We start from the raw sequence: 23,213 nt of genomic DNA, 5'->3' as shown, positions 1-23,213 counted from the left end.
CCAGTTGTGCCGATGAATATCCCTAATCTGATTACCGTTCTACGCGTCCTGCTTATCCCGATCTTCATTTTGCTGTTCTATCTGCCATATCAGTGGAGTTACATGGCCTCCGCCTCGGTGTTTGCCTTTGCGGCAGCGACAGACTGGCTGGATGGTTATCTGGCTCGTCGTCTGGAGCAAAGCACGCCGTTCGGTGCGTTTCTCGATCCGGTCGCCGACAAACTCATGGTCGCAGTGGCTCTGGTGCTGCTGGTCCAGGAACACGGCAATCTCTGGCTCACTCTGCCGGCTGCTGTCATCATCGGTCGCGAGATCGTGGTGTCGGCGTTGCGTGAATGGATGGCCGAGCTCGGTGCCCGTGCCCACGTAGCCGTTTCGAATCTCGGCAAATGGAAAACCGCCGCGCAGATGCTCGCGTTGGTGATCCTGCTGGCCAATCCGAAGGACTTCAGTTTCTGGGTTATCCTGGGTTATGCCTTGCTGATGGTCTCCGCCGGCCTGACGTTGTGGTCGATGGTTCAATACCTTCGCGCCGCTTGGCCGCACCTGAAGACCGATGTTGAAAAGAAATAAAACTTTTTTGAATCAAGGGGTTGACGGAGCTTCTTAATTCTATAGAATGCGCATCACCAAGCGGGAATAGCTCAGTTGGTAGAGCACGACCTTGCCAAGGTCGGGGTCGCGAGTTCGAGTCTCGTTTCCCGCTCCAATTTGTACAGTGTTTGTTGTTGTGCTACTGACAGCAGATACTTTGAGGCCGAGTAGCAAAATGGTTATGCAGTGGATTGCAAATCCACCTACGCCGGTTCGATTCCGACCTCGGCCTCCACTATTAAAAGCCCCGTAGATCAGTGATCTACGGGGTTTTTTATTGCCTCCAAGAAAGTTGGGTGTTCCGCAATTTTTCGTCTGAATTCCGCAACCTACGCTTCTACGAGGACATATTTTCCTCTGGATCGTGTGGGGAACGGTACACTGCCAAGTGCAGAATTGATGATGTCGAAAGGATGGCTTTTTGTCTTGCCTGAGATTTATAATTCTCAAAGATTCAAGTTTTGAAGTGCAACAATATAATTAGTACTCGGCGATTTTTTCAAAGGATTGGTAATGAAGAGAATTTGGCTTGCTATCCGCTCTCAAAGTTTTATGGCGGTTGTTACAATAATGAGCGTTATTTTCGCGATTTATCAAACCTTTTACTATGAACGTAAAGGTGAAATCAGTATTACAGTTGCGCCGCCAGCTAAAGTACTGGATATACATAAAGCTGTGGGTGGTCTTGAGGTTTCCTACGCAGGTGAGAATCTAAGAGATACAAAAAAAACACTCTGGGTCATAAGCGCTACTATTCGAAATGAAGGAAACGCTGAAATCCGAAAAATCGACTTCGATGAAAATGACCCGGTGGGTTTTTTGGTTGAAAAAGGAAAATTAGTTGATACGCCATCTCTTCGAACATCAGTGGAGTACTTGAGGAGAAATTTTACACTTAATCAAAGCGGAAATAAGATAACGTTATCGCCATCAATCATTGAGCCAGGCGATACAGTGTTCGTGAGCTTCTTGGTTTTAGGGGATGAAGTTGATAAGCCAAGTATCTCTCCGTTAGGTAAAATTGCAGGTACGCCAGCAATTCAGTTTAGAAACGCAGAGTCGCAGCATAATTCTACGACTGATAACTTTGTCGTAACTGATAGTTGGTGGATTCAACCTGTAAGGATGGCAATCTATACTTTTGCGTTCTTGGTATCCCTTGCCGTTGTGGGAAGTATCGTTGCTGCGGTTCTGGTTCCATTAGAAAAATTCAAAAGCGCTAAGAAAAAAAGTCAACGTCGAGCTAGCATTGATAAATACAAGCGGGGAGAGGCTGTTACACGAGAAATTAGAGCTGTTGGCTTAATGTACATCGAAGAGGGTGAAAACGCCTTATTTAAAGTTATTCGAGTTTTGAAAATGCTTCGTCAGCGAGCTGAATTGCGGATGAAGCTGGAAGGGGCTTGTTCGGACAAGGAGCTAGATGAGATTGTAGCGTCTTGTTATAAGCTTCCTGCCTATGCGCGACATTTGATGACCTCGTTGACTGAGCTTGGATTTATCCTTTCTGAAACTTCATCACTTGAACAGGTCGGGAGTTGGTTTGTAGAAGTGCAAGAACTGTCAGAGCATCTTGAACTTGATCCCAACAAGGATTTTATTTCCGGGGGGTGGGATGATGTGTCTGAGTTTAGCTTCATGAGTGAGGATTCTGGGGCTTTGGTAGTGCGTAATGTTACTGTCAAGGAAACTAAAATCTCTTGATACAGCCTTGGCATTTTGAGCGCTCGTCATTAGATTTCTAGTGACGAGCATTTTATTTGGATAGTTCATTTTGTGGGGTTGACGATTTCTCCAACTCTGCGATAAATCTTTTTTGTCATCTCTTGAGTCGAATGCCCAAGCAAACGGCTTGCATTAGCAATGTCTTCAATTTCACTGGCGGCTTTGGGGCGAATGTCCCTGAACTGGAACTTCCGAATCGCGATAGCAAGTTCCATATCACCTTCGATTGCAGCTTTTGACGCAGCTCTTTCTCGAGCCTCGTCCCAACGATTCCGCAGCATGTTATAGCTCATACGTAAGCCTGCTTGGTTTGTGATCAGGATCGATGTTTTGGTGCCAACTTCGGCCCGCCGATCAAGTAGGCCGTTGATAAAGCGGCAAAGGTCCGTCTCGTTGTCCCCATCATAGAGGCGGATCCTAAGGCGCTTTTCGGTCTTACCTTGGCCAACCATCAGAAAGCCATGGTTGAGGTCGGTGGTGGATGCCTTGAGCACGTCTGCCGGCCGCTGGCCTGTTAGATATGCCAAGTCCATTGCGTCCTTGAGGTCTTGCCCGGCCTGTTCGTACACCGCGTTCCAGATGATATCGCCGGCATAGAAGTCCCGAGGTGTCTCCTTGTTCCGACGAAGACCAAAGCAGGGGTTGGACTTGTCGGTCAGTCCCCACTCGCGAGCGAAGGTGAACATCGTTGAAAGGAGCGCTATCTCGCGGTTGGCGCGCACCTTGGCCGTGCGGGCGTCTCGATACTGAGCAATCACTTGGGGCGTAATTGCTTCGATTGGGGCTGATTCAAATGCATTTCGTAGCTGCTTGAGACCCTTAAGGTAGTCGCTTTTCGTTCCAGGCTTCAGGGCTGGGATCACTTTCTTTTCGTAATCGTCAAAAAGCCGGCCCATCAAGTGGGCCGGTTTGGGAGTAGCTTTGCGATCGAGCCGCGCCCATTCAATCTTTGCTTCGTCGAGATCGCCGCCGAGGGGAATCTCTACGCGATTCCCCTCGGCGTCCCTGCCGTTGTAGTAATAGCCCACCCAAATCTGGCCATTTTTTCTTTTTCGTGAGCGGCGGATCATCCGAGGGGGAAGGTCTCGGTTTTCAGGCTTTTTCAGTCTCATTATTAGTTCACGCGAGATAGATCAAGGGACCAGGTTTCGGCGACAGCGTTGTTGGCTGACGGCTTTACCCCGGCAAGTTTTAAACGAGCGTAAACACGGCCCACGACTGGACGTTGTGCGCCCGTGAGGACGTATTCCCATTCGTTGCGGGTAAGCCACTGGCGCTGGAAACACGGTGTCTTGTATCCGGTAATGGTTGCCAGTTCATCTTCCGAAAGCGTTTCGCTCGCCAACGGAGGCTGGTTTTCTCGATTCATGCTTGTTCCAAAGAGAAAGTGTCTCGTGGCTTTTTATATTGTTCAGAGGGCGCATTTAGTCTTTCCAGGAGGAAATTGGCTGTCTGCCTCGAGGGCCGCAAACCGTCAGGGCTACTGCAGGTTTGGACGACAGCCGTAGCGCTGCCTATCTCGGCACTCGTTTACTTGGCGCATGCGGAGTCTGTACCCAGCAATACGTGCAGCGACAAAAGAAACCTCGTCGCAGGCTGTGAAAATGTTCGTGGAGGCCTCTATACCGCTTCCGCTTGGTTTTTGTGCTTGCATGGTGTTTCTCCATTACGCATCCCGGCACTACAGCGCCGAGTGATCCTTTGATTGCAGCGCGTTACGCCTGCTTAAAAATCCAACAGCGCACAGTAGAGCTTCGTCTTGGCGCTCCGTTGATTACGGCTTGCGAAGCGCGAACTGCGCTGTACACCGCCTTATTGGTTTCCAACCACTTACGGCTGCGGCTATTCACCAACAGCCCGCGCAATGTCTTGAGGTCGCCCAGGTTCTGCCGATGCACGCTGGCCATCTCGGCGAACTCGTTGAGATTGATAGCGATCAGCTTCGGGTCGATGCTGTGATTGACCTGCGGGCCTTCTCCGAGACTTTCGAGGTATTCGAAAACCTCCCAAAACTCGGCAACCAGCGGGTGATCAGCGCTGATCGCGGCTTGTCGCTCCAGCGCCATGCACTTCAGCGCTTGTTGTGTTGTGGCTACCTGGTTGTCATCGAGCGCGCAAACCAGGCGCAGGCAATCCACCAGAGCCATCAACTGGCTGTGGTTCTTGATAATCCGTTCAACGCGAATGTCTTTGAGCTCGCGTAACTGCCGCTCATGAACAAGCACGCGCTCGGCGAACCGAGTCATCACCTGCGTTTCAGCGCGTACGGCCAGCAGTAAAAAATGGCTCAGTTGCTCAACTGGAATCAGATTCAAATTGTCAGCGGCCGCGCGACTCTCAGTCGTGACTTCCGGCCGCGCAAAATGCGATTTGATGATCCGCGTGAGGATGGCTTCGGAAGCGCTGACATCGGCGTTCTGACTAATCGCAATCGCACCGCGAAACGGTGGTTCATAAGTCTCGTTCCCGCTGGTTTTCATGCCCTTGGTGCCGAGCGTGCCGCCGCCGTAATAGTCCTTCAGCTCGTCCCAGTCGAAGCCTTTGGCGTGCGCCTTATCTGGTTCATTCCGGTCGCCCTCGATCAGCACCACCGGCATGTTGGAGACTTGGCCCATCGCCCGTTGACGCCCGGCGCGGGTCGATTTCGACGGATCAAAACCCTCGTGTTCGCGGCCGAGCAATTTCCACAAAAAAGTCAGCAGCGTGGTTTTGCCGGCGCCGGCCTCACCGGTGACTTCAAGGAACGGAAACGACTTGTACTTCGCTCGGATCTGCTCGGCGAAGAGCGAGCCAAACCAGAAGGCGAGGGCGACAATGCCCTTGGCACCAAAGCACAACCACAACATCGGTAACCAGTCAGTGCGGTACTGCTTCCCGTCGCGCTGAATGTGCATGGTGATCGACTTCTGCAGTGTCTTGAGTCGCAGCTTGCCGAACTCGAAAAAGTCTTCCTTGTTCACCAGGCTGACGATGCCGCCGCGAACCGCGAGGTCGCCGAACACGTAGCAACTGTGCTGCTTGCTGTAACCGACGAAGTCGATCGTTTCAACGGTCTTCAAACCGAACAGTTGATCCTTCATGATCTTGTCGAGCTGCTTGCTGCTACCGGTGAACACCGCGCCGGCAGCCATCCCCAACAGCCGTTTTTTGAACTCACTGGCGGCGGCAACTTGGCCGCCGGTGAACGTGTTTTTTACGCTGCCACTGTCGTGGGGGAAGTCGACGCGAAAGTAATACCAGGATTCGTCGGTCACTTCGTTGCGCTGAAAATACAGGGCCTGTGGGTAGCAGTTGGCAATCTCGACAACTCCACCACATTGGCGCAGCGCTTTATGCTTGCGCTGGCCTTCGCTGAGTAGCTGGTCTTCATGAAGGTCGGAAGTTTCCAGCGCGTGCATCGCCTTGCTGAACCGCTCCAGATCCATCTTGAACCAGTACAAACGGCTGTCGAAGCCGAAGTGAAATTCATGGCGCTCGCGCCAGTCGTACATCAAAACGCCTTTCTCTGAAGCGCTTTCCGCTATCAGCAAGGAGCCGTGATAGCGGGCGGTCGCCACGTCTTTTTTGATCTGCTCGGCGCGCTGATTTTCATCATCGATGAAAGCCCAGCGCTGATGCAGGTCGTTCCAGTCGACCTTGCGGCTGTTCGTCTGCGGGATCTGCGCGGCCTCGCACTCGTAACCCAGGGCGCGAGCCTGGTGCACCCAGCGCTTGGTGTACTTGTGCGCGCCCGGTTCGTTGTCCAGTGCCCACACCAGCTTGGGCAACTTGCCGCCGCGCTGGCGAACCAGCGCCTTCAATGAGTCCTCAGGGAAAAGGTTGGACGACATCGCGGACACTGCCGCGATACCGTTATGCACCAGAGCGATCGCGTCGAAAATGCCCTCGACAATCCACAGCTCTTTGACCTCCAGCAGCTCGATAGAGGGCGGGCACCACCAGACACCACGCGGACTGTCGCCGGGCTTGAAGCGCGCTTTCATCTTGCCGAAGCGATGCGGCCGATCGATCAGGCGTTCCCAGTAACCTCCCTTTTCCAGCGTGAACCGCACCGTGGCGCTGCCGGCGTTTAACGCCTCAGAGAAATACGTTTCCTGAGAGAACCAGCCCTGAATCAGTTCAAACCGAAAGCCTCGGGCAAACTCAAGGTAAGCCCGAGCGGTCGCCAAGGGAAATTGCTCAGAGGAGGGCGCGCGCTTACTCCAGTCGTCGAACAAATCTTCGTAGATATCTTTGACGTGCCATTGCTGCGCGCATTTGCTTTCTCGTCCGCAGATGAGCAACCAAGGCTCGGCATACCGCGTGTAGAGCTCTTTCTTTCCACACGTGGGGCATTTGCCGCCTCGCAGGTAATCGGTGCTCAAGCGGCGCTTGAGTCCATAATCATCTGCGAGGCGCTGCAATACATCGGCGTGCAAAGTGCTGGGAAAGGCACTCACCAAGAACGCCTTCTCCAGATTTCTTCAGAGAGCGCAGTGATCAACTGCTGCTTAACTTTCAACGACGGAATGGCTGCCAGCATTGCGTTGAGCCTGTGTTCGATGGGAATGAGGCTGAATCGCTCTTCGTCCCAGTGCTTTTGATGAAGTGCGGCATACAGATCGCGAATGTCATCCAGAAGCTTGCACGCTTCGATACGGCTCAGTGTCAGGTTGATGCAGATGGAATCTTCCATGAAATCCTCGATTTTTAGGCAAAGCATTCCCATCACCCTGTGGATCAGGGATGCGGGGTACTGAAATGAGAAGGGTTAGAGCGTGTCGGTGACCTGGCTAGGTGCGCGTTCGGCCTGCAGCAAGTCATTCCACGCCAGGTACACCAGCTTTTCTGCGAGGTTGGCCGGAACCTCAAGGGCTACGATCAAATGGTGTTCGGCGCTACTGAACAAGCGATCTGAGTCGACGAGGTACTCAGCTCGATGCCGCAACAGGTAGGCGTGAGCTGCGTCCTGCATGCAGGTGCGATAGTCAGGGGCAAAATGGATGGTGTTCATCGTGCGGCCTCCATTGCCTGAGGCGGAATCAACGACATCTGATTGTCATCGGGCTGCATGGCCGCTCGACGCAGCGCCACACACGCTAGGGGGAGCTGCACGGAAGGGTTTGCCATACCGCTGGGGCTCATCTCATGCGTCATCTCAAACTCAGCCCGGACAGACCAGCCGCAGGCTTCGTTGAGGCATTGCAGATAAGCGACACGCAGAAAAATATGAGTGCCTTCGCTGGTGCGTATTCGCATGCGGTTATGGCAATGGGGGCAAACAAGTTTGTAAGTGCTCAATGGCGGCATCCTTGCGTTGAGTGAACGATTTGAATCTCAGTCTCCGGCGCTAACAGTGCCGACCTTGATGCCCAGCAACACCGCAGCGTTATGGGCTTTGCCGCGAAGTCCTTTCTTGCGGCCGTTGAGCAAATCACTGACCAAGTTGCTATTGAGGTCATTACGGCGACAAAACTCGGCAAGGCTGATGCCTTTCCGATCAAGTTCCGCTCGGGCTTGCTCGGTTGTGAGTGGGGCGGGCATAGTGTCCATTCGTGTGCATTCGTGTTGGTTTGATTTCATTATGCCCAAATAGTTGGGCCTGTAAAGGGTGAAAGCTTGAAAAGTTGTGCATCTCAGGAAGACTTGGACGTTGGAGTAGGTGAGCGCTTGCGCGAGGAAAGGACGCGCCTGGGCCTTAACCAAGATGCCTTTGCACAGCAGGGCGGCATCACTCGCAACACGCAGGGTAGCTATGAAAAAGGCGAGCGTAATCCTGATTCTGCCTACCTCACCGCCGTGGCCAGAGCCGGTGTGGACGTCCTTTATGTCTTGACCGGTGTACGTCTATCGCCAGCTGCCAACGAGCTGGATGCTGCTGAAAACCAACTCATTCAACAGCTTCGAACGCTGTCTGAACATGACCAAAAAGCTGTGCATCGAATTGTCGGCGCTATGGCCGAAGTCACCCACCTTTCTGCTGCCAAGAAATAACTCGTCGAGATTTAAAACATTCGTTACGACGGATTTCAGTTTTGATTTTCCACACTCATGAGTAACGTTGCCCCTCAATGCACTTAATGGAGTAGTGGGCATTTGGATCAAGACAAAAAAGAGAACATACGCACGGATAAACCAAAGTGCGAAATGTCCGAGTTAACGCAAGAAGAGCGGAATCTTCTTACATGGTACAGAGCGATGTCTGAAGCGGATCGTGGATACATACAGCGCATATCACAGGCGCTTATCCACAAGCCGTGATACTTGTTTAGTTCGAGCGACCCATAACTTTTGTGATTAATTGGATAGAAATGGAAAGCCCAAAGGAAGCCCGGCCCTGCGTCGGGCTTTTTGATGCTTGGGAGAGGGCGCCAAAAGCACGCCCAACCACCGTCGAAGCACTCAAACGCAGAGGTTCCGCTCGCTATTTTGCGGCTTTCAGAGTCACCGGGCCGGGGCGTGGTGACATGGCTTTGAGGACATCATCGACCACGGCTTTTGCGAACACCGTCAGGAAGTGCGCGCCCCAAGCATATCGGTCAGTTTCCTTCGCGAAAGCGGCGTCTTCTGCCAGTGATTTGGCCAGGCACAGCAGATCTGATGCGTGAGTCAATGCGTCCTTGAACGGAACGCCGGCACAAACCTGAAACAGTGGCTTGTCCGCGCAATAGGTGAAGTGGGTGTGACCGATGGTTTTTTCTTCGGCTTCTTCGATCATTTGGCACCTCCATATGTGGAGACGTTATGAAAGAAGACTGATGCAGTGCTTAGAGGGTGATGCGGGAGTTGAAGCGGATTTATAGAAGGCATTGTCTAACTCCTTGACATAGGGTGCTGCCGATTTCGTTACCAAGCGAAATGGGTGGCAGCTGTGCGCAGGTTGGTAAACCGGGAGTCAAGGGAACCGGCACGCCCGAAGGCGTCCCACGCACAGCCGCCATAACACACGATTTTGGACTAGAAAGCCTGCAATAGTGAGCGGGGCGCTGTTACGCAACTCGTCGGGTTACCAAGCCCGATCGCTGGATGTGCAGCGACGGTTAGAGAATATTCCGGCGAGTTGAAGATGGGCAAGGCGCTTACCTACTCAAAGCTGAGAAGTCGTGCTTCCTTACGCAACTCGCGGATTTTGCCTACAACTTCGACCAGAGTCACTCGATATTCTGATGGCCGTGCCAACAAGCCGCGGACTCACTTGCCTGTGACGCGTAGGCTTTCCATGAGAGATCAGGAGTCACCCAGTGAGCAACATGAGATACAACGGCTATGCGGGCCGAATTGAATACAGTGATGAAGATGGCCTTTTTGTCGGCCAAATAATAGGTATCAAAGATCTCGTTGGATTCCACGGGACTTCAGTCGCAGAGCTACAAATAGCGTTTCAAGAGGCTGTAGTCGATTGCTTCGAAACCTGTGCCCGGCTTGATCGCGTACCTCAAAAGCCGTATTCGGGAAATCGCTGACACCGTACCTGCAAACGGCAGGCGAAAAAAAACCGCCTTTGCAGGGCGGTTTTTTTGTAAGCCTTCGCTTGCGGCTCGGGCTAAGTACGTCTCACAGACAATACTGGCGTACGGTCATGTTATTAATCTTCGCTCATCCTCGCAAGGTGATTTTTGCGCCACACGACCAAATCGCCGAAAAGTGCTTTTTGGCCGATACCCCGAAGCGATGATGCTGGCAGAAATACCGATTTACAAAAGCCCCTTATCCTTTTGCCAGAGAACCCCTGTGGATCAGGTTAAGATGCCGTCGCTCGTATGCCAGTGCGGCGGTGAGGTTTGGCTGGTGGCATAACAGATTTATGCCCTCTGACACGGTTTTGCACCCGTGCCGGATGATGCCTCGGAGGGGTCTCAACCGGCCGCCTCACAGGCAATACTGGCGTATCTGCTGAAGGCACGCGTGATCCGGTAAGTGTGCTGGAGGTTTGGCCCCCAACCTGGAGGCCAAAACGTATGAAGCTTTTGCTGCGTACGCTGAGCCTCGTATGGAGATTGTTTAAAGCGTTTCGCTTTTACGAGTTCCTGCGAGACCACTTCGACGACCTGAAGTAGTAGTCGTTATTGTGGGGAAAAGCCCGTTTCAGTTTCGGCTGAGACGGGTTTTTTTTTTGCCTTTAAAACTGTCAAAAATAAGATTTTCCATCATTCATTTCTTAAAGTCTTGTAGGGCATTTCGTCGGCATCTGTAGGTATCATCCGAAGACTCTGAATATACTGGTTATGCGTACAGTATTATTCGCATGGGAAACTGAATCGATGAAAAGCTCAACCACTGTCACATCTGTCGCACAGCCAAAAGACCTAACGCACTGGCAGGCGATGCTCGCCGATAGATCCGCGCTTTTCGCTCGACCAGGTGCTCACCACAAAGCACTCCTGACCGGAGCCCGCACCCTATACACAAATAAGGTGATTGATAGCGACGACCTCTGCGATCTGCTTGAGTTGGCGGATGGGGCGCTAGCCTTTGCGGTGGAATCGATGCTCGACATCAATAGCGATGAGTAGGCAGTGACGGGTCACCTCGTCTCTACAGTCCATTTCTCATCCAGGTTCGAATCATGAGTGTCACCATCCTTGGCCCGTTGTCGGCGGGCGGCGAAACGCTCCCGCTTTACTCGTTCCGTATACCGGCGGGTTTTCCGTCCCCAGCCGCCGACCACATCGAAAAGCATATCTCCCTGGACGAGCTATTCGATATCCGAGCGCCGCACGTCTACCTTGCCAAGATCGAGGGCGACAGCATGCAAGGCGCGGGAATATTTTGCGGCGATCTGGTCATCGTCAATCGCAGCCTCAATGCCGAGCACGGCGATATTGTCATCGCCGGCCTCAACGCCGAACCCATCTGCAAACGCCTACACCGCCGCGACAACGTCGTCATGCTGCTATCGGCAAACAGCAAATACCCGCCGCGCTACGTGATGGAGGGTGATGAGTTGGTGATTTGGGGCGTAGTGACCTACAGCGTGCGCGACCATGGCAGGTCGTGAGCAGGTCTTTGCCCTCATTGACTGCAACAGCTTCTACGCAAGCTGCGAGCGAGTCTTTCGCCCTGACCTTGCCAAGACCCCGATCGTCGTCCTGAGCAACAACGATGGGTGCGTCATTGCCCGCAGCTACGACGCCAAACCCTTTGTGAAAATGGGCGCGCCATACTTTCAAATCAAAGACGTGTTGCGCCAACACGGCGTGCAGGTCTTCAGCAGCAACTACGCGTTGTATGGCGACATGAGCGAGCGGGTGATGACGATCATCGAGTCCATGGTGCCCGCCGTTGAGGTCTACAGCATTGATGAGGCGTTCGCCGATTTGACCGGCATACCCGGGGATCTGACTGCATTCGGCAGAACGATTCGCGCGGCTGTCTACAAGGGGACGAGCATCCCGGTAGGCGTCGGCATTGCTCCAACTAAAACCCTGGCGAAACTCGCCAACTACACTGCAAAGCGGCTGCAAGCCCACACGGGCGGCGTGGTGGATATCTGCGATCCCGTGAAAAGGGATTGGGTTTTGCGTAACACCGATGTCGGTGAAGTCTGGGGCGTCGGGCGCCGGATGAAAGCTCACCTTGAGACCATGAACATCAAAACCGCGATGGATCTGGCCAAGGCTGATCCTTGGACGCTTCGACAGAAATTCAGCGTAGTGATTGAGAAAACCGCGCGTGAGCTCTCTGGCACCGCGTGCCTGGAGCTCGCCGAGGCCGAGCCAGCTAAACAAGAGATCTGCAGTAGCCGTATGTTCGGCAAACGCCTGACCACCATGGAGCCGATTAAGGAAGCGGTGGCCACCTATGTGGAAAGGGCAGCCGAAAAGCTGCGCGCGCAAAATTCACTGTGCAAGAAAATCCGCGTCAGCATCCGCACGGGCATGTTCAACCCCGAGGAAGCCAAGTACGCCAATGGCGCGCTGGTTGAGCTGCCATATCCCACCAACGACGTGCGTCTGCTGACCAAGGCGGCGGTGGAGGCGGTCAACCGCCTGTTTCGGCCTGGCTTCAAATACAGTAAGGCTGAGGTTTTGCTGATGGATCTGCGGCAGCCGGGTGAGTTCACAGATGACCTGTTTGCTCGGTCCCAGCCTGCTGCTGCGGAAAAGGTCATGGGAGTTCTGGATGAGATCAATCAGCGCTGGGGCAGGGGGACGCTGCGTTCTGGAAGCGTCCCTGCGACGGCTGATTGGGGGATGCGTCGAGAGATGATGAGTCAGAGTTTCACTACAAGGTTTAATCAGCTGTGGACGGTCAAATGCAATTAGCAAGACCGCCCTGATTTTCGAGAGTTTCAGGTAACGGATAATATTTTGAGTAAAAATCTCTGCACGGCTTTTATATCTCGCTCGATGTCGATGGGTGGAGCCAGCTTAAGGTTCTGGCGTGTACGGATAAGATGAATTAATAAATCTATGTTAAATAGTGGCTTTTGCGTTAAATGCAGAAATTGCCGTTAATGATAGAGCAAAAGGTTGCAGGGCAAATTTTTTCTGGAATTGCTTGTGGTGACTTGAATTCGTTGTTGTTATAACGAAAGCGGTGAATTGGTTTTATGTACTGACGAGTAGGTGAGATAGGCTGTATCTTACATTTTTCCTCTCGGAAAATGTAGCCTAGCTCTTTGTCTGGTATGGCCATCATGAACTTGTCATCGCCAATAAAGGCTAATAAAGAATCACTATAGGATGTCTCAATATTACAAGCTGCGGGAGGTAGGTGGAAAGACGCAAAAACGAGTACCTCTTTCATCGTTTTGTCGATAAATCTTGTATCTATGCTTGAAATTGAGCCAGCCAAAATAAAAAATGTATATGCTGTTCCAATTAATGACGCAAAGCCTAAATTGAAGTCTCTGACGTCGCTCTGCTTAAAATTTGTACATGAATCAAAATAACTTCTTTTCTTCTTCTTGATATCGTGAAGATAGTTTTTCTTAATAATGTTTAAAACTATAAATGCAAACGCAGGAAATATTCCGTGCAATCCAACATAAATCCATAGTGCTACGGATATTATTAGCGTGAATATTTTCTGTGCGGCCGGAAATTTTGCGGGGTCTACGTGTGTGTAGTCGGCAAGAGTAGCGTCGGATATTGCGTTGGCCATCGCCGCTATGATCAAGGTTGCGAGAGCTGCGGAGATTTTCAATAGGCCGGAGTATTGTTTGTACTTCTTTGTTAGATTGTAATAGCTGATAGAGAATATTATAGTGCTAGTGCAAATTATAAGGAATTCTGTGACGAAAATTATGCGCGGTATCGCCCCGCCCATCGCTTTTAGTAGGGCGGTCATGAAAAGCAGGCCGACTCCGAGAATTATTGCCAGAGCTGAGTAGTCTGCAAGCTGCCATTCGTGGAAGCTGTAGTTAAGTTTGAGTGTCGGGTTTTTTATCCATATGGTTCTATTTTTTAGATATCTGTCGGCGTAATAAAATGCGGCGATGAATATGAAGAAAGTTATGATGATCGGGAGTATTATCATTAATATTGCCGTGTTGTGCGAGTGGTGTATTGACTATGGTAATCAAAGTTTCTCAACCTATCTTGGTTTGATACTTCTCCCGGCGGGCGTTTTTGTGGTGGTAGCTGATATCTCGAGCGGATTGCAAAAATTTGTTTATGTCTAGAATATGATAAGGTCTGGATCTATAATCGTTTCCTTTGTCAATAGCCAAGTATTTTTTCTCGTCAAAAAAAATCACATCATGCCCAGCGAACTCACACAGGACTCTTAAGAAAGATCTGATATATCGGTAACTACCTATTAGATGATCGGTACTCATTCCAACTCCGTGGAATTTTATGTCGTCTTTTTCATGGTCGTCGCTGCTTAGGCAGATATCGAATGTTCGTTCTTTTGACTTGAGGTCTTCATAGACGCATGGAAGATTAAGCGTCCCGGCGAGCGAAAATATTTTTGTGCAGGCATGGGCGTAATTTTTAATATTTTCTGTTTGGGATGTCTCTGAATTTAGTGCTATGTGTATATGTCTTTGTATCTCTGATAAAATTTCTATCGACTCTTTGAATTTCTTAGAGTTGATTTCGGGCGTGCCGTTTGCTGGGCCTTTGTCGATGAAGAATCTAAGGTGTAATCGAGGGTGAGCGTGAAAATCTCCAGTGATTTTACCCGGATATGTAACTTCCTTAACTCCGCCAAAATACTCAAACATTGCTTTTCGATGAGCATAATAGCCATCCATGTTGTTTTTTACATTGGTGGCGGCAATCTGAATAGATGTTTGATGGGTTGCATGTATTCGCGCAACCAGAATTGATAGCGGGATAGAGAGTGAGAGAAGCGCTATTGGTAAGGTGCTGATTCTCAAAAATTCGGAAAGTCCGTCCGAGTTAATCGAGATTGTATACCCTTGCCAAGAAAAGTAACCGAAAGTGAAAAAATACATCGCCGGAGCTGAAATGCTTAGCCATAGATAACCTTGCTCTGCCAATCCTCTACTGGCATCAAGGGAGAAAGGATTGAGTTCTTTATAATGATTATCAACTTGTTTTTTTGATGAGTTATATATTTTGAATGCAATTTTAACTATAAGAATACTGAAGGCAAAGGGCAGGATAAGACAGGCTAGAAGCTTTAAAAATTCGTCCATGAAAGAACTCTATCGTGGTGTTGGCTGTGATGCTATTGTGCCATTGCCGTTGTTGAATGCAAGAAATACTCCGGTAGTGAGGTTCAGGAAACAGTTATGCAATTGGTAATTGCGCGCAGAGTTCCAGATTGCCCCAGGCCTCTACGCATTGGTTCATCTTATCGACATCAAACCGCTTCCTATCCACTCCGCCACCTGCGTAACAACGGCATTTCCGGCACCGAAAGCCTCTGCAAGGTTGGCCGCATCCAGTCCGAGGCAAAGCCCATCATCCTCAGCCGCTCGCTGCCGCTCAGCCATCTGATCCCATCCGTTCGCGTGAGCGACGAGAGTGGTACAGCCCAAAGCGATCTGGGAGCCGGCTTTGCTCGCCAGTAAAGTATTGGCAGCCCAGGCATCCGCTGGGCGTGGCCAGTGCTGCGATTGAGACGCTGGAGGTATTGCGTCCACTGGCGCGGCGTCAGCCAGGAACTCGAAGGGGGGCATTTGTCGATAACCTGCGACCAGGAATATTCGGCGACGCTGCTGGGGGACTCCGAAATATTGAGCATTAAGCACTCTCCAAAATCCCACATACCCGCAGTCCGCAAGGGCCCGGATGACTGTTTCAAAGTCGTGGCTATCGTTGACAGCGAGCAGGTTAACGACGTTCTCAAGCACCACCCAGCGAGGTTGAATTTCTTTGAGGATTCGTATGACTTCCCAAAACAATCCGCTGCGCTCGCCGCGCAGTCCGCGGGTGTCTCGGTTGCTTTCTCGGGCGCCGGCGATGCTGATGTCCTGACAGGGGAATCCTGCGGTGAGGACATCGACCGAACAGAGGTTGTGGGCGCCGCAGTGGCGCACGTCTTCGTATTGGGTGGCGTGTGGAAATCGATCGGCAAGCACAGCCCGGTTGATGGGGTTGAGTTCGACTTGCCAGGCGCTGCGGTATCCCGCGTTTTCAAATCCGACATCAAAGCCTCCTATGCCTGCGAACAGGCTGCCAAGGGTGGGTTGGGGCATTCAGGAACTCGTTGTTCTGGATGCTCGCGGCACGCTGGGGGGAGGCTCGGGGCCTTCAGGTGGTTGAGTGTCCGGCAACGCGGGCACTTGATTTGTAATTCAGTGAAGCCGCTGGCGGCGGCGAGTTTGCGGCAGCAGTGGCCGCATCGTATGTCCTGCATGCAATCGTCCTTGATGGGTCATGGTTTTTCTCGTTGTAGCTTTTTCCATTCGCGATCTGCCGCACGTTTGGCGGTGCTCTCAGTGGCGTACAGCCGCCGTAAGCGTTTTGGCTTGCGCTGTTCGCCAGTCGTTACCGGCTTCTGCGCTCCGGTTTTCTTGTCTCGGTAGTACGCGATGACGCCTGTGAATTCGTCTTTGTTCTCCTCAGCCAATGCCTCGATTGTGTCCTCCGGTAATTTGCTCTCAAGTTCCACACTGACGATGTAGCCGCTGTCTGCGCTGAGGGAGTGCTGCACGTTGCCTCCGTACCAGATGATTTCGTCGATTTCGGGTTTCACGCCTTCGAGCGTGTAAGTCAGCTCCGGGATCAGTTCCGGTCTACCCACAGCCAAGACGTAACTGAGCGTCGCGCTGCCGCGTTGCAGTCGGTTGAACTCGGCGCGGGCGGCGCGTAGGGCCGATTGCCGATCGCTGTACGTGTGGCGCAGATCCTTGAGGTTTTCGCCGCCACCCGCGATGGCTTGCTGTTTCTCGGCACTGTTCACGTCGTAGAAATAAGCGCACACGCCGTCATAACTATCGCGGTCGGCTTGCAGGTAGCGGTGTTGGTCGCCGTCGGCGCGAGTCAGGGTGATGTGGGGCAGTTCGGCGCCGCTGGCGGTCTTGCCGCCGCCGGCCGGCAGGCACAACAGGCAGCCAGCCTTGACGGTGACGACGGCATCGAATTCTTCGCCGATGCGGCTGATCAGATTGGCGTCGGATTCGTTGGCCTGGTCGAGCTGCAGGATGGGTAAACCGTCGAGAGTGCCGGCGATGGTGGCGGTCAGGCCGTTGCCCAAGGCGATGTCTCCGAGCACGCCGCCGAGGGTGGTGTTGCTCCAACTGCGTTCGCGCTTGGTCTTCAGACTCCTACGTAGATCGGCGGATCGAGCGCGAATGCTCAGCACATCGGGCGCGCCGGAGTGTTCTGTTTCGTCGACGGTGTAGGTGCCTTTGTCGATCAGGCCGGTGTCGCTCCAGCCCAGCCACAAGCGAATTAGCGCGCCTGTGGGAGGGATGGCCAGCAGGCCGTCATGGTCGCTGAGGGTGATGCTGAGCTGATCGGCTTCGATGCCGCGATTGTCGGTGAGGTCCAGGCCTATCAGGCGCGGGCTGATCATTTTGGCGATGTCGTTGCCGTCGACAGTGATGCGGAACGCCGGCACTGGGTATGCAGCATCCCGCTGGTAGCGTGAGAGGGCTTTATCCAGATAACCGGTGACGGGGGAGAGGGCGGTGTCGATCATATCAGCGCCCTCATGATGCTGATGCCCACGCTGGTCCCGGTGCCGATCAGATCGATACGGTCGTCATCGATGCGCTTGAGGCTCACTGTGAATTCAATGCGCCGGGGTGTGCCGTCGCGGAAAAAAAGGGTCTTGGTTTCGCTCAGGCTTTCGATGATCCACAAGCCGTAGATCCGGCCGCTGCCTTCGACCATCGGCCAAGCTTTACCGGTGTTGGCCATCAGCCGCAGTGCATCGAGGCTGAGCGCGCTGCCGGCGAGTTCCGGCAGGATGACGCCGGGCAGGGTGATCGAGTCGTCACCTCGACCCAAAAACTGCCGAGCCGGTGCCGAGCCGACACGGTTTCTGCTCGCGTGGCGCCATTCGGTCTGGCGTTGCAGGGCCTGATAGGCCGCGGTGGAGAGGCTGAAGACGAACATGCCCAAGGCAAGCATCATGGGCGTTACTCCAGGTCGGCCAAACGGCTGCGTTGACGGGCTTCTTTCTCGTACTGGATGCGGCTCATCTCGGCGCGTACCGCACGACCAATCGTCAACGGATCCATGCCCGGGGCAGGGTGGATGTTGATCTCGTAAGTGTCGTGGCTGTCGTGAGTCGAAGGTGTAGAAGGTTTGAGCGGAGATCTTTTGTCGACGGTCAGCGAGTGGCTTATCGCGCCCGGCATAACACTGATGGCTTTGCCTGTATCGTTGAGTTGGCGGGCCAAACCTCTCAGCACACCGAGCGGTTGACGCCGATGACGCTCCAGTCCTTGAGCGAGGCCGGCCATGGTGAAACCGCCCAACTCGGCAAAGACGCGGGAAGGGCTGTTGATACCGAGCTTTTCCTTGAACCAGCCAATGGTGGAGTCGCCGATATCGCCCATGACATTTTTCAGCTCGCCGATCCCGGCCTTCAGCCCTTTAATCAGCCCGTCGATAATCATCCCGCCGAACTCGGTAAACCGGCCGGGCAGCTCAATGCCAAGGTATTTCATGACGGCCGCGAAGGCCTGATAAAGCAAACCCACGGGGCTGAAGTTGATCAGGGTCTTGAGGATGCCGGTCGTGCCACCGTTGAAACCTGCTTTGATCTCTTTCCAGGCATCGGTGAAGTAGAGCTTCACGGCGTCCCAATTTTCATAGAGCAGATAGGCGGCGCTGGCAATGGCACTGATGGCCAAGCCGATGGGATTCAACATCAGCGCGCGCCCTATCAGCAGCAGCGCTTTACCCACAAACGGCAGCACCTTGCGACCAAGACTCCACAACAGGCTGATCAGGCTGGGCAGGCGAATCCCCAAGCTAAGGAGCATAAGCCGCAGCGCCAGGAAGGGCAGCATGACACCGGCAACCGTAACCATCAGGCCGCCGAGTACCACCGCTAACCCCGCGATGATTGCTACGGTTTTTACAATGGCGGCCGCCAGTTCTGGATGCTCGGCGGCCCAGCTTTTTACACCGCGAATAACCTCCGTGAGGGATTGGATCAGCGACCGTAAAGGCCCGTCCTGCTGATTCTGCAATTCAATGCCCAGATCCTGCCAGGCACTGCCTAGCGTCGTCAGGTCGCCTTTCAAATTGTCAGCCATGACTTTGGCGGTGCGAGCTGCCTCGCCTTGGCTTTCACGCAGGCTCGCAATCAGTTTTTGCAGCTCGCCATTGCCGGCCTGATCCACCAATTGGGCCATGCCTTTGACGGCTTCTTCACCGGCAATCGCCTTGAGCAGCCCACCTTTTTTCGCAGTGCCCAAGTCTTTGGTTTTGTCGTGAATCTCTTTGAGGATGTCCGGCATTTTCCGCAAGTTGCCGTAAGCATCAGCAGTGCGGATCTGCAATTGTGCGAGTGCTTTTTCAGCAGCTTTAGGCGGCGCTGCCAGGCGGTTCATGATCGAACTCAGGGCCGTGCCGCCCATGCTGCCTTGCAAACCCGCATCCCCCAATTTGCCCGCCATCGCGGCGGCGGTTTCCAGCTCGACGCCGTAGGTCTTGGCCATTGGTGCGGCGTATTTCATGGTTTCGCCGAGCATCTGCAAATTGGTGTTGGAGCGGGTAAACGTGCCGACGAGTACGTCGCCCAGTTTGCTCATCTGCTCGGCATCCATGCCGAGTCCGGAGAGAATGTTTGAAGCGATGTCGGCGGTCTGGGCCAACTCAGTACCGCCGGCAGAGGCGAGGTCGAGCATGCCGGGCATTGCGGCTTTGATCGCTTTCGGCTGAAAGCCGGCCATGCCCAGAAAACCCTGAGCATCGGCGGCTTGGCCGGCAGTGAATTGCGTGGAACTGCCTAACCCACGCGCCTGCTTGCGCAGATCCGAGAGCTCGGGAGCGTTTTGATCAAGGCGGGTGATCGCTTGCACTTTGCTCATGCTGGCGTTGAAGTCGATGCCGGGCATGATCATCTTTGCGCTGGCATACAGCGCCGCGCCTCCGCTTGCGGCCGCTGCCGTGCCTTTTCCTGCCATCGTGCTGGCAACATCTCGCTGACTTTGTAGAGCGGCGCGGGCCGCTGCCAGCCTTCGCTGTTGAGACGCCAATGCCGCTAAACGTCGGGTCTGTTCAGCAATGCTTTGATTTGTAGCATCGGTTTGCTCACGCAGGCGGCGCTCATGCTGGCTGAGGTTTTGCGTGCTGATGCCCGCACCGTGTAGCCGAGTACGAAGCCGCTGTAGCTGCTCGCTGTTGTGCTGGTGTTGTTGTTTGAGCTTCTGCGCTTCACGGACGGCATTGCGCAAATCTTGCGTCATGGCCTTGGTCGGCGCGGCAGTGGCGGCCATTTGCTGACTTAACGTTCTGACTTTGTTGCGTGCTGCTTGCAGCGCCTGAGCCGTCATCTCGGCCGCCGCACGTTGCGAGCGCCAGGCGCTCAAATCCTTTTGCTGCGAGTTGAGCGCCTTGAGCTTTTCGCGGGCGTCATTCAAGGCGCGGGCTGCGCCGATGCTGCTGTTGTTGATCGCCCTCAGTGGTCGAGTGGCCTGATCGATGGCACTCAGCAGTACGCGCAGCTTCAGATCATTCGCCATCGACGACACTCCGCAACCTGGCGCGCTCGCGCCAGTCCATCAGCTCTTGCAGACCCAGCGCATCCATGTCCGCTGGCGCCCAATGAAAGACCACCGCCAAGTCAGCCATGGCGTCCTCTACGCAACGAGGCAGACATCCGTCTTCGCCGACTTCTGCAACAAAAAAGCGGAAATCTTGCTGCCGCAGGCCAGCAGATCCGCCGGATCCATGCCGGCGGCTTCCGGCGCTGTGATGCTTGGCGACGTGATGCGCGGCAGGACCTTGATCAGGGTTGCCACGTCCATGTTCAGCAACTCGATCAACTGCACGCCGCGCAGTTCGCCAGATTGAGGTTTGCGCAGATTGAGTGTGTTGATCGTGGTTTTTCCGCGAGTGATGGGCGTGTCGAGGATGACGCTGTTGTCATCGACAGAAGGGTTGGTTTCGTGTGTTTCGATGCTTTGCATGGGAGTGTCCAAAGGTTGGGGAAGGTCAGAGACCGATCGCGGCACGCTGCTTTTCGAGCATGTCGATGCCGTTCACTTTTTCGATGAAATTGAGCAGATCGATCTCAATGATTTCTTCGTTATCGACGATGAGCTTGTAGTAGGAACAGGTGGTGGTGATGCTGTGTTCGGTGTCTTCGCCGGGTTGGTTGTCGCCCATCTCGATGCTCTCGTGACGGCCACGCATGACCACTTCAACGGCGCTTACATCACCGGTGTCGTCCTGCTGGAAGGCGCCGGCAAAACGCAGGGCGATACCTGAAGCGTTCACTGCGCCGAACTGGCGCAACGCGATCAGATCCAGCCCGCCGGTCTTCCATTCGAACTGGATGCCGTCGTCGGAGAAACCCAAGTCAGCCTTGACCGGGCCATTCATGCCGCCGCCGCGATAACTCTCCATTTTGCGGCCGAGCGGGGGTAGGGTGACGGACTTGACCACGCCGACGTAGCTGTTGGCATCGTTGAACAGGTTCAGGTTTTTCAGTTTGCGTGGCAGGGCCATGGCGCCGTTCTCCGGTTAGCGGTTGATCTGGCTGGCGAAGTTGATGAGGTAGCGGTCGGTGATGCGTTGACGCAGGGTCAGGTCTTCCAGCGGCGGGATCGGCGTATAGTCGTAATCCAGCCAGAGCTTGCCGGCCTTGAGCGTGTCTTTGGTATTGATGTCTTCGGGATACCAGCAGCCCCCGCCGACCAGATAACCTGCCGCGACCTTGGTACGAAACTCGGCGTTCACCGCTTCAATCATGTCGCGCACCAATGAGGCGTGCATGGGCTTGTCCATCGCCCACATTTGCGCGCCGGCCATGGTGTCTGCCAGGACTTGCGCGGTGCGGGTGTAGTTCTCGAAAGCGAACTGCGGATCGTCGCTGCAGGTGCGGCTGCCCCAAAAACGAAAACCACCCTCGTTGATCAGCGTGGTCACTTCCTGGCTGTTGAGGTAGTTGGCATCGGTCACCGGGTTTTGCAGATCCCAGAACACGTCGGCATTGATGCCGGTGACGCCATTCACGGCGACGTTGGATAAGGTTTTGTGCCAGCCGGTTTGCTGATCGATCTTGGCGCGCAAGCCAAGCGCATTGGCCACTGCGCTCGCGTTGGCAGTCTTGCTGGTGGCGGTGTTCCAGTTGAGAAAATCAGGCCAGATGACCATGGCTTCCCGCGCCCCGAAGTTGCGACGGTAAGTAACGGCCTCTTCTTTGGTCTGGCAGTCCCAGGCGCTGATGTAGGCGAATGCGCGTAGTTGTTGAGCAAGTGCCGTGAGGGCGGTGGCCACGGGCAACGAGTCGAGTCCGGGCACGCCCAGTATGCGCGGCACCAACCCCAGTCGAGACTTGGCCGCAAGCAGCGCTTTCATGCCGGTGTATTTGCCGGATTCGATGGTAGTGCCGATCAAGGCACTGGCTGTTTCCGCTTCGTCCTGGCCTTCCTTCACGCGCACCACGATGACGTAGGGTTTGGTCTGGTTGGCGATGGCTTGCAGGCTGATCGCCAACGTGCCTTTTTCACCGGCCTTGCCGATGACGCTCTGTACGCTGCTGATCAGTACCGGTGTATCCAGTGGGAAGGCCGTTGCATCGGCATCATCAGCGGTGCAAACCATACCGATGACGGCAGTCGGGATCGTGCGGATCGGGCGTGAGCCATCGTTAAGTTCGATGACCCGGACGCCGTGAAGATAATCAGACATGGGAGCGGCCTGTGTAGTGAGCGTGAAGTCGATGCACAGGTTGCCGCTGGAGGATGATTACGTCGTGCTTTGAGCGTTGTAGGGGGCAGGGTTACAACCCTGCATCAACGGCGAGGGTTGTGGTCTGGAGGTGTCGGCCAATCGACGATGTCGGGAAATGAATCTCGGTGTTCGATGCGATTGAGTTCTACGCTGTAGCGCATCCAGTCCGTTAGAGCGGTCAGTTCTTCAGGTGTCGCAGTCCCCAGCTTTTCCGCGTACTGAAGCGGTGCGATGCGTAATTGCGCGTTACGCAACAGGCCATCGCGGTGCAGCAGGGTCTGAGCACTTTGGGCCGCTTGCAAGGAAAGTTCGTCGAGTGTCCATTGTTCGTTGATCCATCGGAAGTGCTCGCCTGGCCATGGTTGAGCCGTGAGCCCTTCGGGCAGTTCGCCTAATTGCTGCCATGATTGGCTGGTGCCATCAACTGTGCGGAAAACGGTGCCTCGCACATCGCGCACCTGCCGGATATCTCCATCAAGTTGCGCCCATGTCGTGCCTGCTTCGGGCTGAGTAAGGACTTTCGGAACCTGCACCGCGTTGCCAGGGAGTTGCGGGCCGAAACCGGGAATATCAGGGAACGTCACCGGGCCGCTCAGGGCGCCGGCATCATCAATCAAATAGGTAATCATGAAGGCC

At 54.0% G+C, this 23,213-nt stretch carries 25 protein-coding genes, 2 tRNA genes and 1 pseudogene; 8 read left to right on the top strand and 20 right to left on the bottom strand.

Annotated elements, in window-relative coordinates:
- Positions 1–12 precede the first annotated feature (12 nt).
- The 4 genes from pgsA (at position 13) to ACWR1S_RS07695 (ending at position 2,298) form a co-directional block, all read left to right on the top strand.
- A complete protein-coding gene (pgsA, locus tag ACWR1S_RS07710) occupies positions 13–573 on the top strand; it encodes a CDP-diacylglycerol--glycerol-3-phosphate 3-phosphatidyltransferase (RefSeq protein ID WP_007950102.1) in 561 nt (186 codons plus the stop codon).
- Between the two features lie 60 nt (positions 574–633).
- Positions 634–709 (top strand) — tRNA-Gly (locus ACWR1S_RS07705).
- 46 nt (positions 710–755) lie between these two features.
- Positions 756–829: transfer RNA gene (locus ACWR1S_RS07700), tRNA-Cys, on the top strand.
- 278 nt (positions 830–1,107) lie between these two features.
- Positions 1,108–2,298 (top strand): hypothetical protein, encoded by a 1,191-nt coding sequence (locus tag ACWR1S_RS07695; RefSeq protein ID WP_454563045.1) that lies wholly within the window; start codon positions 1,108–1,110, stop codon positions 2,296–2,298.
- Positions 2,299–2,363: 65 nt separating this feature from the next.
- Here ACWR1S_RS07695 and ACWR1S_RS07690 read toward each other — a convergent pair whose 3' ends face one another.
- The 7 genes from ACWR1S_RS07690 to ACWR1S_RS07660 form a co-directional block, all read right to left on the bottom strand.
- On the bottom strand, positions 2,364–3,431 hold the full coding sequence (locus ACWR1S_RS07690) for a tyrosine-type recombinase/integrase (RefSeq protein ID WP_454563044.1): 1,068 nt from the start codon (positions 3,429–3,431) through the stop codon (positions 2,364–2,366).
- 2 nt (positions 3,432–3,433) lie between these two features.
- Entirely contained in the window at positions 3,434–3,688 is a 255-nt protein-coding gene (locus ACWR1S_RS07685; RefSeq protein ID WP_454563043.1) for a DUF4224 domain-containing protein, read from the bottom strand.
- A 346-nt stretch (positions 3,689–4,034) separates the two neighbouring features.
- Positions 4,035–6,758, bottom strand: coding sequence for a bifunctional DNA primase/helicase (locus tag ACWR1S_RS07680; protein ID WP_454563042.1), 2,724 nt, complete (start codon positions 6,756–6,758; stop codon positions 4,035–4,037).
- Complete coding sequence (locus tag ACWR1S_RS07675) at positions 6,755–6,994, bottom strand: hypothetical protein (RefSeq protein ID WP_454563041.1); 240 nt, start codon at positions 6,992–6,994, stop codon at positions 6,755–6,757. Before ACWR1S_RS07675 ends, ACWR1S_RS07680 begins: the two co-directional genes overlap by 4 nt.
- 75 nt (positions 6,995–7,069) lie before the next feature.
- Entirely contained in the window at positions 7,070–7,312 is a 243-nt protein-coding gene (locus tag ACWR1S_RS07670; protein ID WP_454563040.1) for a hypothetical protein, read from the bottom strand.
- Positions 7,309–7,599 (bottom strand): ogr/Delta-like zinc finger family protein, encoded by a 291-nt coding sequence (locus ACWR1S_RS07665; protein ID WP_454563039.1) that lies wholly within the window; start codon positions 7,597–7,599, stop codon positions 7,309–7,311. The genes ACWR1S_RS07670 and ACWR1S_RS07665 overlap by 4 nt, the downstream gene beginning before the upstream one ends.
- A 36-nt stretch (positions 7,600–7,635) precedes the next feature.
- Positions 7,636–7,842, bottom strand: coding sequence for a DNA-binding protein (locus ACWR1S_RS07660; protein ID WP_122591160.1), 207 nt, complete (start codon positions 7,840–7,842; stop codon positions 7,636–7,638).
- A gap of 75 nt (positions 7,843–7,917) precedes the next feature.
- Between ACWR1S_RS07660 and ACWR1S_RS07655 the strand changes: the two genes are divergently transcribed.
- Positions 7,918–8,292: a helix-turn-helix domain-containing protein gene (locus tag ACWR1S_RS07655; RefSeq protein ID WP_454563038.1), complete on the top strand. Its 375-nt coding sequence runs from the start codon at positions 7,918–7,920 to the stop codon at positions 8,290–8,292.
- Positions 8,293–8,722: 430 nt separating this feature from the next.
- Here ACWR1S_RS07655 and ACWR1S_RS07650 read toward each other — a convergent pair whose 3' ends face one another.
- Positions 8,723–9,016: a DUF3077 domain-containing protein gene (locus tag ACWR1S_RS07650; RefSeq protein ID WP_454563037.1), complete on the bottom strand. Its 294-nt coding sequence runs from the start codon at positions 9,014–9,016 to the stop codon at positions 8,723–8,725.
- 532 nt (positions 9,017–9,548) lie between these two features.
- On the opposite strand from ACWR1S_RS07650, the pseudogene ACWR1S_RS07645 reads away from it, so the two are divergent.
- From ACWR1S_RS07645 to ACWR1S_RS07635, 3 genes and pseudogenes are all read left to right on the top strand, one after another.
- A pseudogene (locus tag ACWR1S_RS07645) lies at positions 9,549–9,752 on the top strand (type II toxin-antitoxin system HicB family antitoxin); the annotation flags it as partial.
- Positions 9,753–10,864: 1,112 nt separating this feature from the next.
- Positions 10,865–11,296, top strand: a complete 432-nt coding sequence (locus ACWR1S_RS07640) for a LexA family protein (RefSeq protein WP_225138110.1) — start codon at positions 10,865–10,867, stop codon at positions 11,294–11,296.
- The gene (locus ACWR1S_RS07635; protein WP_454563036.1) at positions 11,283–12,563 is read left to right on the top strand and encodes a Y-family DNA polymerase; all 1,281 of its coding nucleotides are present in this window, start codon (positions 11,283–11,285) and stop codon (positions 12,561–12,563) included. Before ACWR1S_RS07640 ends, ACWR1S_RS07635 begins: the two co-directional genes overlap by 14 nt.
- A gap of 169 nt (positions 12,564–12,732) precedes the next feature.
- On the opposite strand, the gene ACWR1S_RS07630 is transcribed toward ACWR1S_RS07635, so the two are convergent.
- The 12 genes from ACWR1S_RS07630 to ACWR1S_RS07575 all read right to left on the bottom strand — a co-directional run bounded on the left by ACWR1S_RS07630 (position 12,733) and on the right by ACWR1S_RS07575 (position 23,206).
- A complete protein-coding gene (locus ACWR1S_RS07630) occupies positions 12,733–13,779 on the bottom strand; it encodes a hypothetical protein (protein ID WP_454563035.1) in 1,047 nt (348 codons plus the stop codon).
- A 52-nt stretch (positions 13,780–13,831) separates the two neighbouring features.
- Positions 13,832–14,908 carry a hypothetical protein gene (locus tag ACWR1S_RS07625; RefSeq protein ID WP_454563034.1) on the bottom strand — a complete coding sequence of 359 codons (1,077 nt, stop codon included), beginning with the start codon at positions 14,906–14,908 and terminating at the stop codon, positions 13,832–13,834.
- A 153-nt stretch (positions 14,909–15,061) separates the two neighbouring features.
- The gene (locus ACWR1S_RS07620) at positions 15,062–15,913 is read right to left on the bottom strand and encodes a DNA cytosine methyltransferase (protein ID WP_454563033.1); all 852 of its coding nucleotides are present in this window, start codon (positions 15,911–15,913) and stop codon (positions 15,062–15,064) included.
- Positions 15,874–16,074 carry a Com family DNA-binding transcriptional regulator gene (locus ACWR1S_RS07615; protein ID WP_082228557.1) on the bottom strand — a complete coding sequence of 67 codons (201 nt, stop codon included), beginning with the start codon at positions 16,072–16,074 and terminating at the stop codon, positions 15,874–15,876. Before ACWR1S_RS07615 ends, ACWR1S_RS07620 begins: the two co-directional genes overlap by 40 nt.
- A gap of 18 nt (positions 16,075–16,092) precedes the next feature.
- Positions 16,093–17,361 (bottom strand): phage late control D family protein, encoded by a 1,269-nt coding sequence (locus ACWR1S_RS07610; RefSeq protein WP_454563032.1) that lies wholly within the window; start codon positions 17,359–17,361, stop codon positions 16,093–16,095.
- A complete protein-coding gene (locus tag ACWR1S_RS07605) occupies positions 17,358–17,798 on the bottom strand; it encodes a phage tail protein (RefSeq protein ID WP_454563031.1) in 441 nt (146 codons plus the stop codon). Before ACWR1S_RS07605 ends, ACWR1S_RS07610 begins: the two co-directional genes overlap by 4 nt.
- Positions 17,799–17,803: 5 nt before the next feature.
- The gene (locus ACWR1S_RS07600) at positions 17,804–20,362 is read right to left on the bottom strand and encodes a phage tail tape measure protein (RefSeq protein ID WP_454563030.1); all 2,559 of its coding nucleotides are present in this window, start codon (positions 20,360–20,362) and stop codon (positions 17,804–17,806) included.
- Entirely contained in the window at positions 20,352–20,471 is a 120-nt protein-coding gene (locus tag ACWR1S_RS07595; protein WP_122661797.1) for a GpE family phage tail protein, read from the bottom strand. The genes ACWR1S_RS07600 and ACWR1S_RS07595 overlap by 11 nt, the downstream gene beginning before the upstream one ends.
- Before the next feature lie 8 nt (positions 20,472–20,479).
- Positions 20,480–20,809, bottom strand: coding sequence for a phage tail assembly protein (locus ACWR1S_RS07590; RefSeq protein WP_454563029.1), 330 nt, complete (start codon positions 20,807–20,809; stop codon positions 20,480–20,482).
- A gap of 25 nt (positions 20,810–20,834) precedes the next feature.
- Positions 20,835–21,350: a phage major tail tube protein gene (locus tag ACWR1S_RS07585; protein ID WP_454563028.1), complete on the bottom strand. Its 516-nt coding sequence runs from the start codon at positions 21,348–21,350 to the stop codon at positions 20,835–20,837.
- A 15-nt stretch (positions 21,351–21,365) separates the two neighbouring features.
- Positions 21,366–22,535 (bottom strand): phage tail sheath protein, encoded by a 1,170-nt coding sequence (locus tag ACWR1S_RS07580; RefSeq protein ID WP_454563027.1) that lies wholly within the window; start codon positions 22,533–22,535, stop codon positions 21,366–21,368.
- A gap of 104 nt (positions 22,536–22,639) precedes the next feature.
- Entirely contained in the window at positions 22,640–23,206 is a 567-nt protein-coding gene (locus tag ACWR1S_RS07575; protein WP_454563026.1) for a tail fiber assembly protein, read from the bottom strand.
- Positions 23,207–23,213: the final 7 nt, after the last annotated feature.

It is taken from the genome of Pseudomonas sp. AIG (assembly GCF_977020205.1).
The sequence above is the reverse complement of the archived record's forward strand: the minus strand, read 5'-3'. Positions and strand labels throughout refer to the sequence as shown.

Bases quoted from the DNA above. Each gene is read 5' to 3' on its own strand.
- pgsA (WP_007950102.1), top strand. From the start codon at position 13: ATGAATATCCCTAATCTGATTACCGTTCTACGCGTCCTGCTTATCCCG.
- ACWR1S_RS07695 (WP_454563045.1), top strand. From the start codon at position 1,108: ATGAAGAGAATTTGGCTTGCTATCCGCTCTCAAAGTTTTATGGCGGTT.
- ACWR1S_RS07690 (WP_454563044.1), bottom strand. From the start codon at position 3,431: ATGAGACTGAAAAAGCCTGAAAACCGAGACCTTCCCCCTCGGATGATC.
- ACWR1S_RS07685 (WP_454563043.1), bottom strand. From the start codon at position 3,688: ATGAATCGAGAAAACCAGCCTCCGTTGGCGAGCGAAACGCTTTCGGAA.
- ACWR1S_RS07675 (WP_454563041.1), bottom strand. From the start codon at position 6,994: ATGGAAGATTCCATCTGCATCAACCTGACACTGAGCCGTATCGAAGCG.
- ACWR1S_RS07670 (WP_454563040.1), bottom strand. From the start codon at position 7,312: ATGAACACCATCCATTTTGCCCCTGACTATCGCACCTGCATGCAGGAC.
- ACWR1S_RS07660 (WP_122591160.1), bottom strand. From the start codon at position 7,842: ATGCCCGCCCCACTCACAACCGAGCAAGCCCGAGCGGAACTTGATCGG.
- ACWR1S_RS07650 (WP_454563037.1), bottom strand. From the start codon at position 9,016: ATGATCGAAGAAGCCGAAGAAAAAACCATCGGTCACACCCACTTCACC.
- ACWR1S_RS07640 (WP_225138110.1), top strand. From the start codon at position 10,865: ATGAGTGTCACCATCCTTGGCCCGTTGTCGGCGGGCGGCGAAACGCTC.
- ACWR1S_RS07635 (WP_454563036.1), top strand. From the start codon at position 11,283: ATGGCAGGTCGTGAGCAGGTCTTTGCCCTCATTGACTGCAACAGCTTC.
- ACWR1S_RS07630 (WP_454563035.1), bottom strand. From the start codon at position 13,779: ATGATAATACTCCCGATCATCATAACTTTCTTCATATTCATCGCCGCA.
- ACWR1S_RS07625 (WP_454563034.1), bottom strand. From the start codon at position 14,908: ATGGACGAATTTTTAAAGCTTCTAGCCTGTCTTATCCTGCCCTTTGCC.
- ACWR1S_RS07620 (WP_454563033.1), bottom strand. From the start codon at position 15,913: ATGCCCCAACCCACCCTTGGCAGCCTGTTCGCAGGCATAGGAGGCTTT.
- ACWR1S_RS07615 (WP_082228557.1), bottom strand. From the start codon at position 16,074: ATGCAGGACATACGATGCGGCCACTGCTGCCGCAAACTCGCCGCCGCC.
- ACWR1S_RS07610 (WP_454563032.1), bottom strand. From the start codon at position 17,361: ATGATCGACACCGCCCTCTCCCCCGTCACCGGTTATCTGGATAAAGCC.
- ACWR1S_RS07605 (WP_454563031.1), bottom strand. From the start codon at position 17,798: ATGATGCTTGCCTTGGGCATGTTCGTCTTCAGCCTCTCCACCGCGGCC.
- ACWR1S_RS07600 (WP_454563030.1), bottom strand. From the start codon at position 20,362: ATGGCGAATGATCTGAAGCTGCGCGTACTGCTGAGTGCCATCGATCAG.
- ACWR1S_RS07595 (WP_122661797.1), bottom strand. From the start codon at position 20,471: ATGGCTGACTTGGCGGTGGTCTTTCATTGGGCGCCAGCGGACATGGAT.
- ACWR1S_RS07590 (WP_454563029.1), bottom strand. From the start codon at position 20,809: ATGCAAAGCATCGAAACACACGAAACCAACCCTTCTGTCGATGACAAC.
- ACWR1S_RS07585 (WP_454563028.1), bottom strand. From the start codon at position 21,350: ATGGCCCTGCCACGCAAACTGAAAAACCTGAACCTGTTCAACGATGCC.
- ACWR1S_RS07580 (WP_454563027.1), bottom strand. From the start codon at position 22,535: ATGTCTGATTATCTTCACGGCGTCCGGGTCATCGAACTTAACGATGGC.
- ACWR1S_RS07575 (WP_454563026.1), bottom strand. From the start codon at position 23,206: ATGATTACCTATTTGATTGATGATGCCGGCGCCCTGAGCGGCCCGGTG.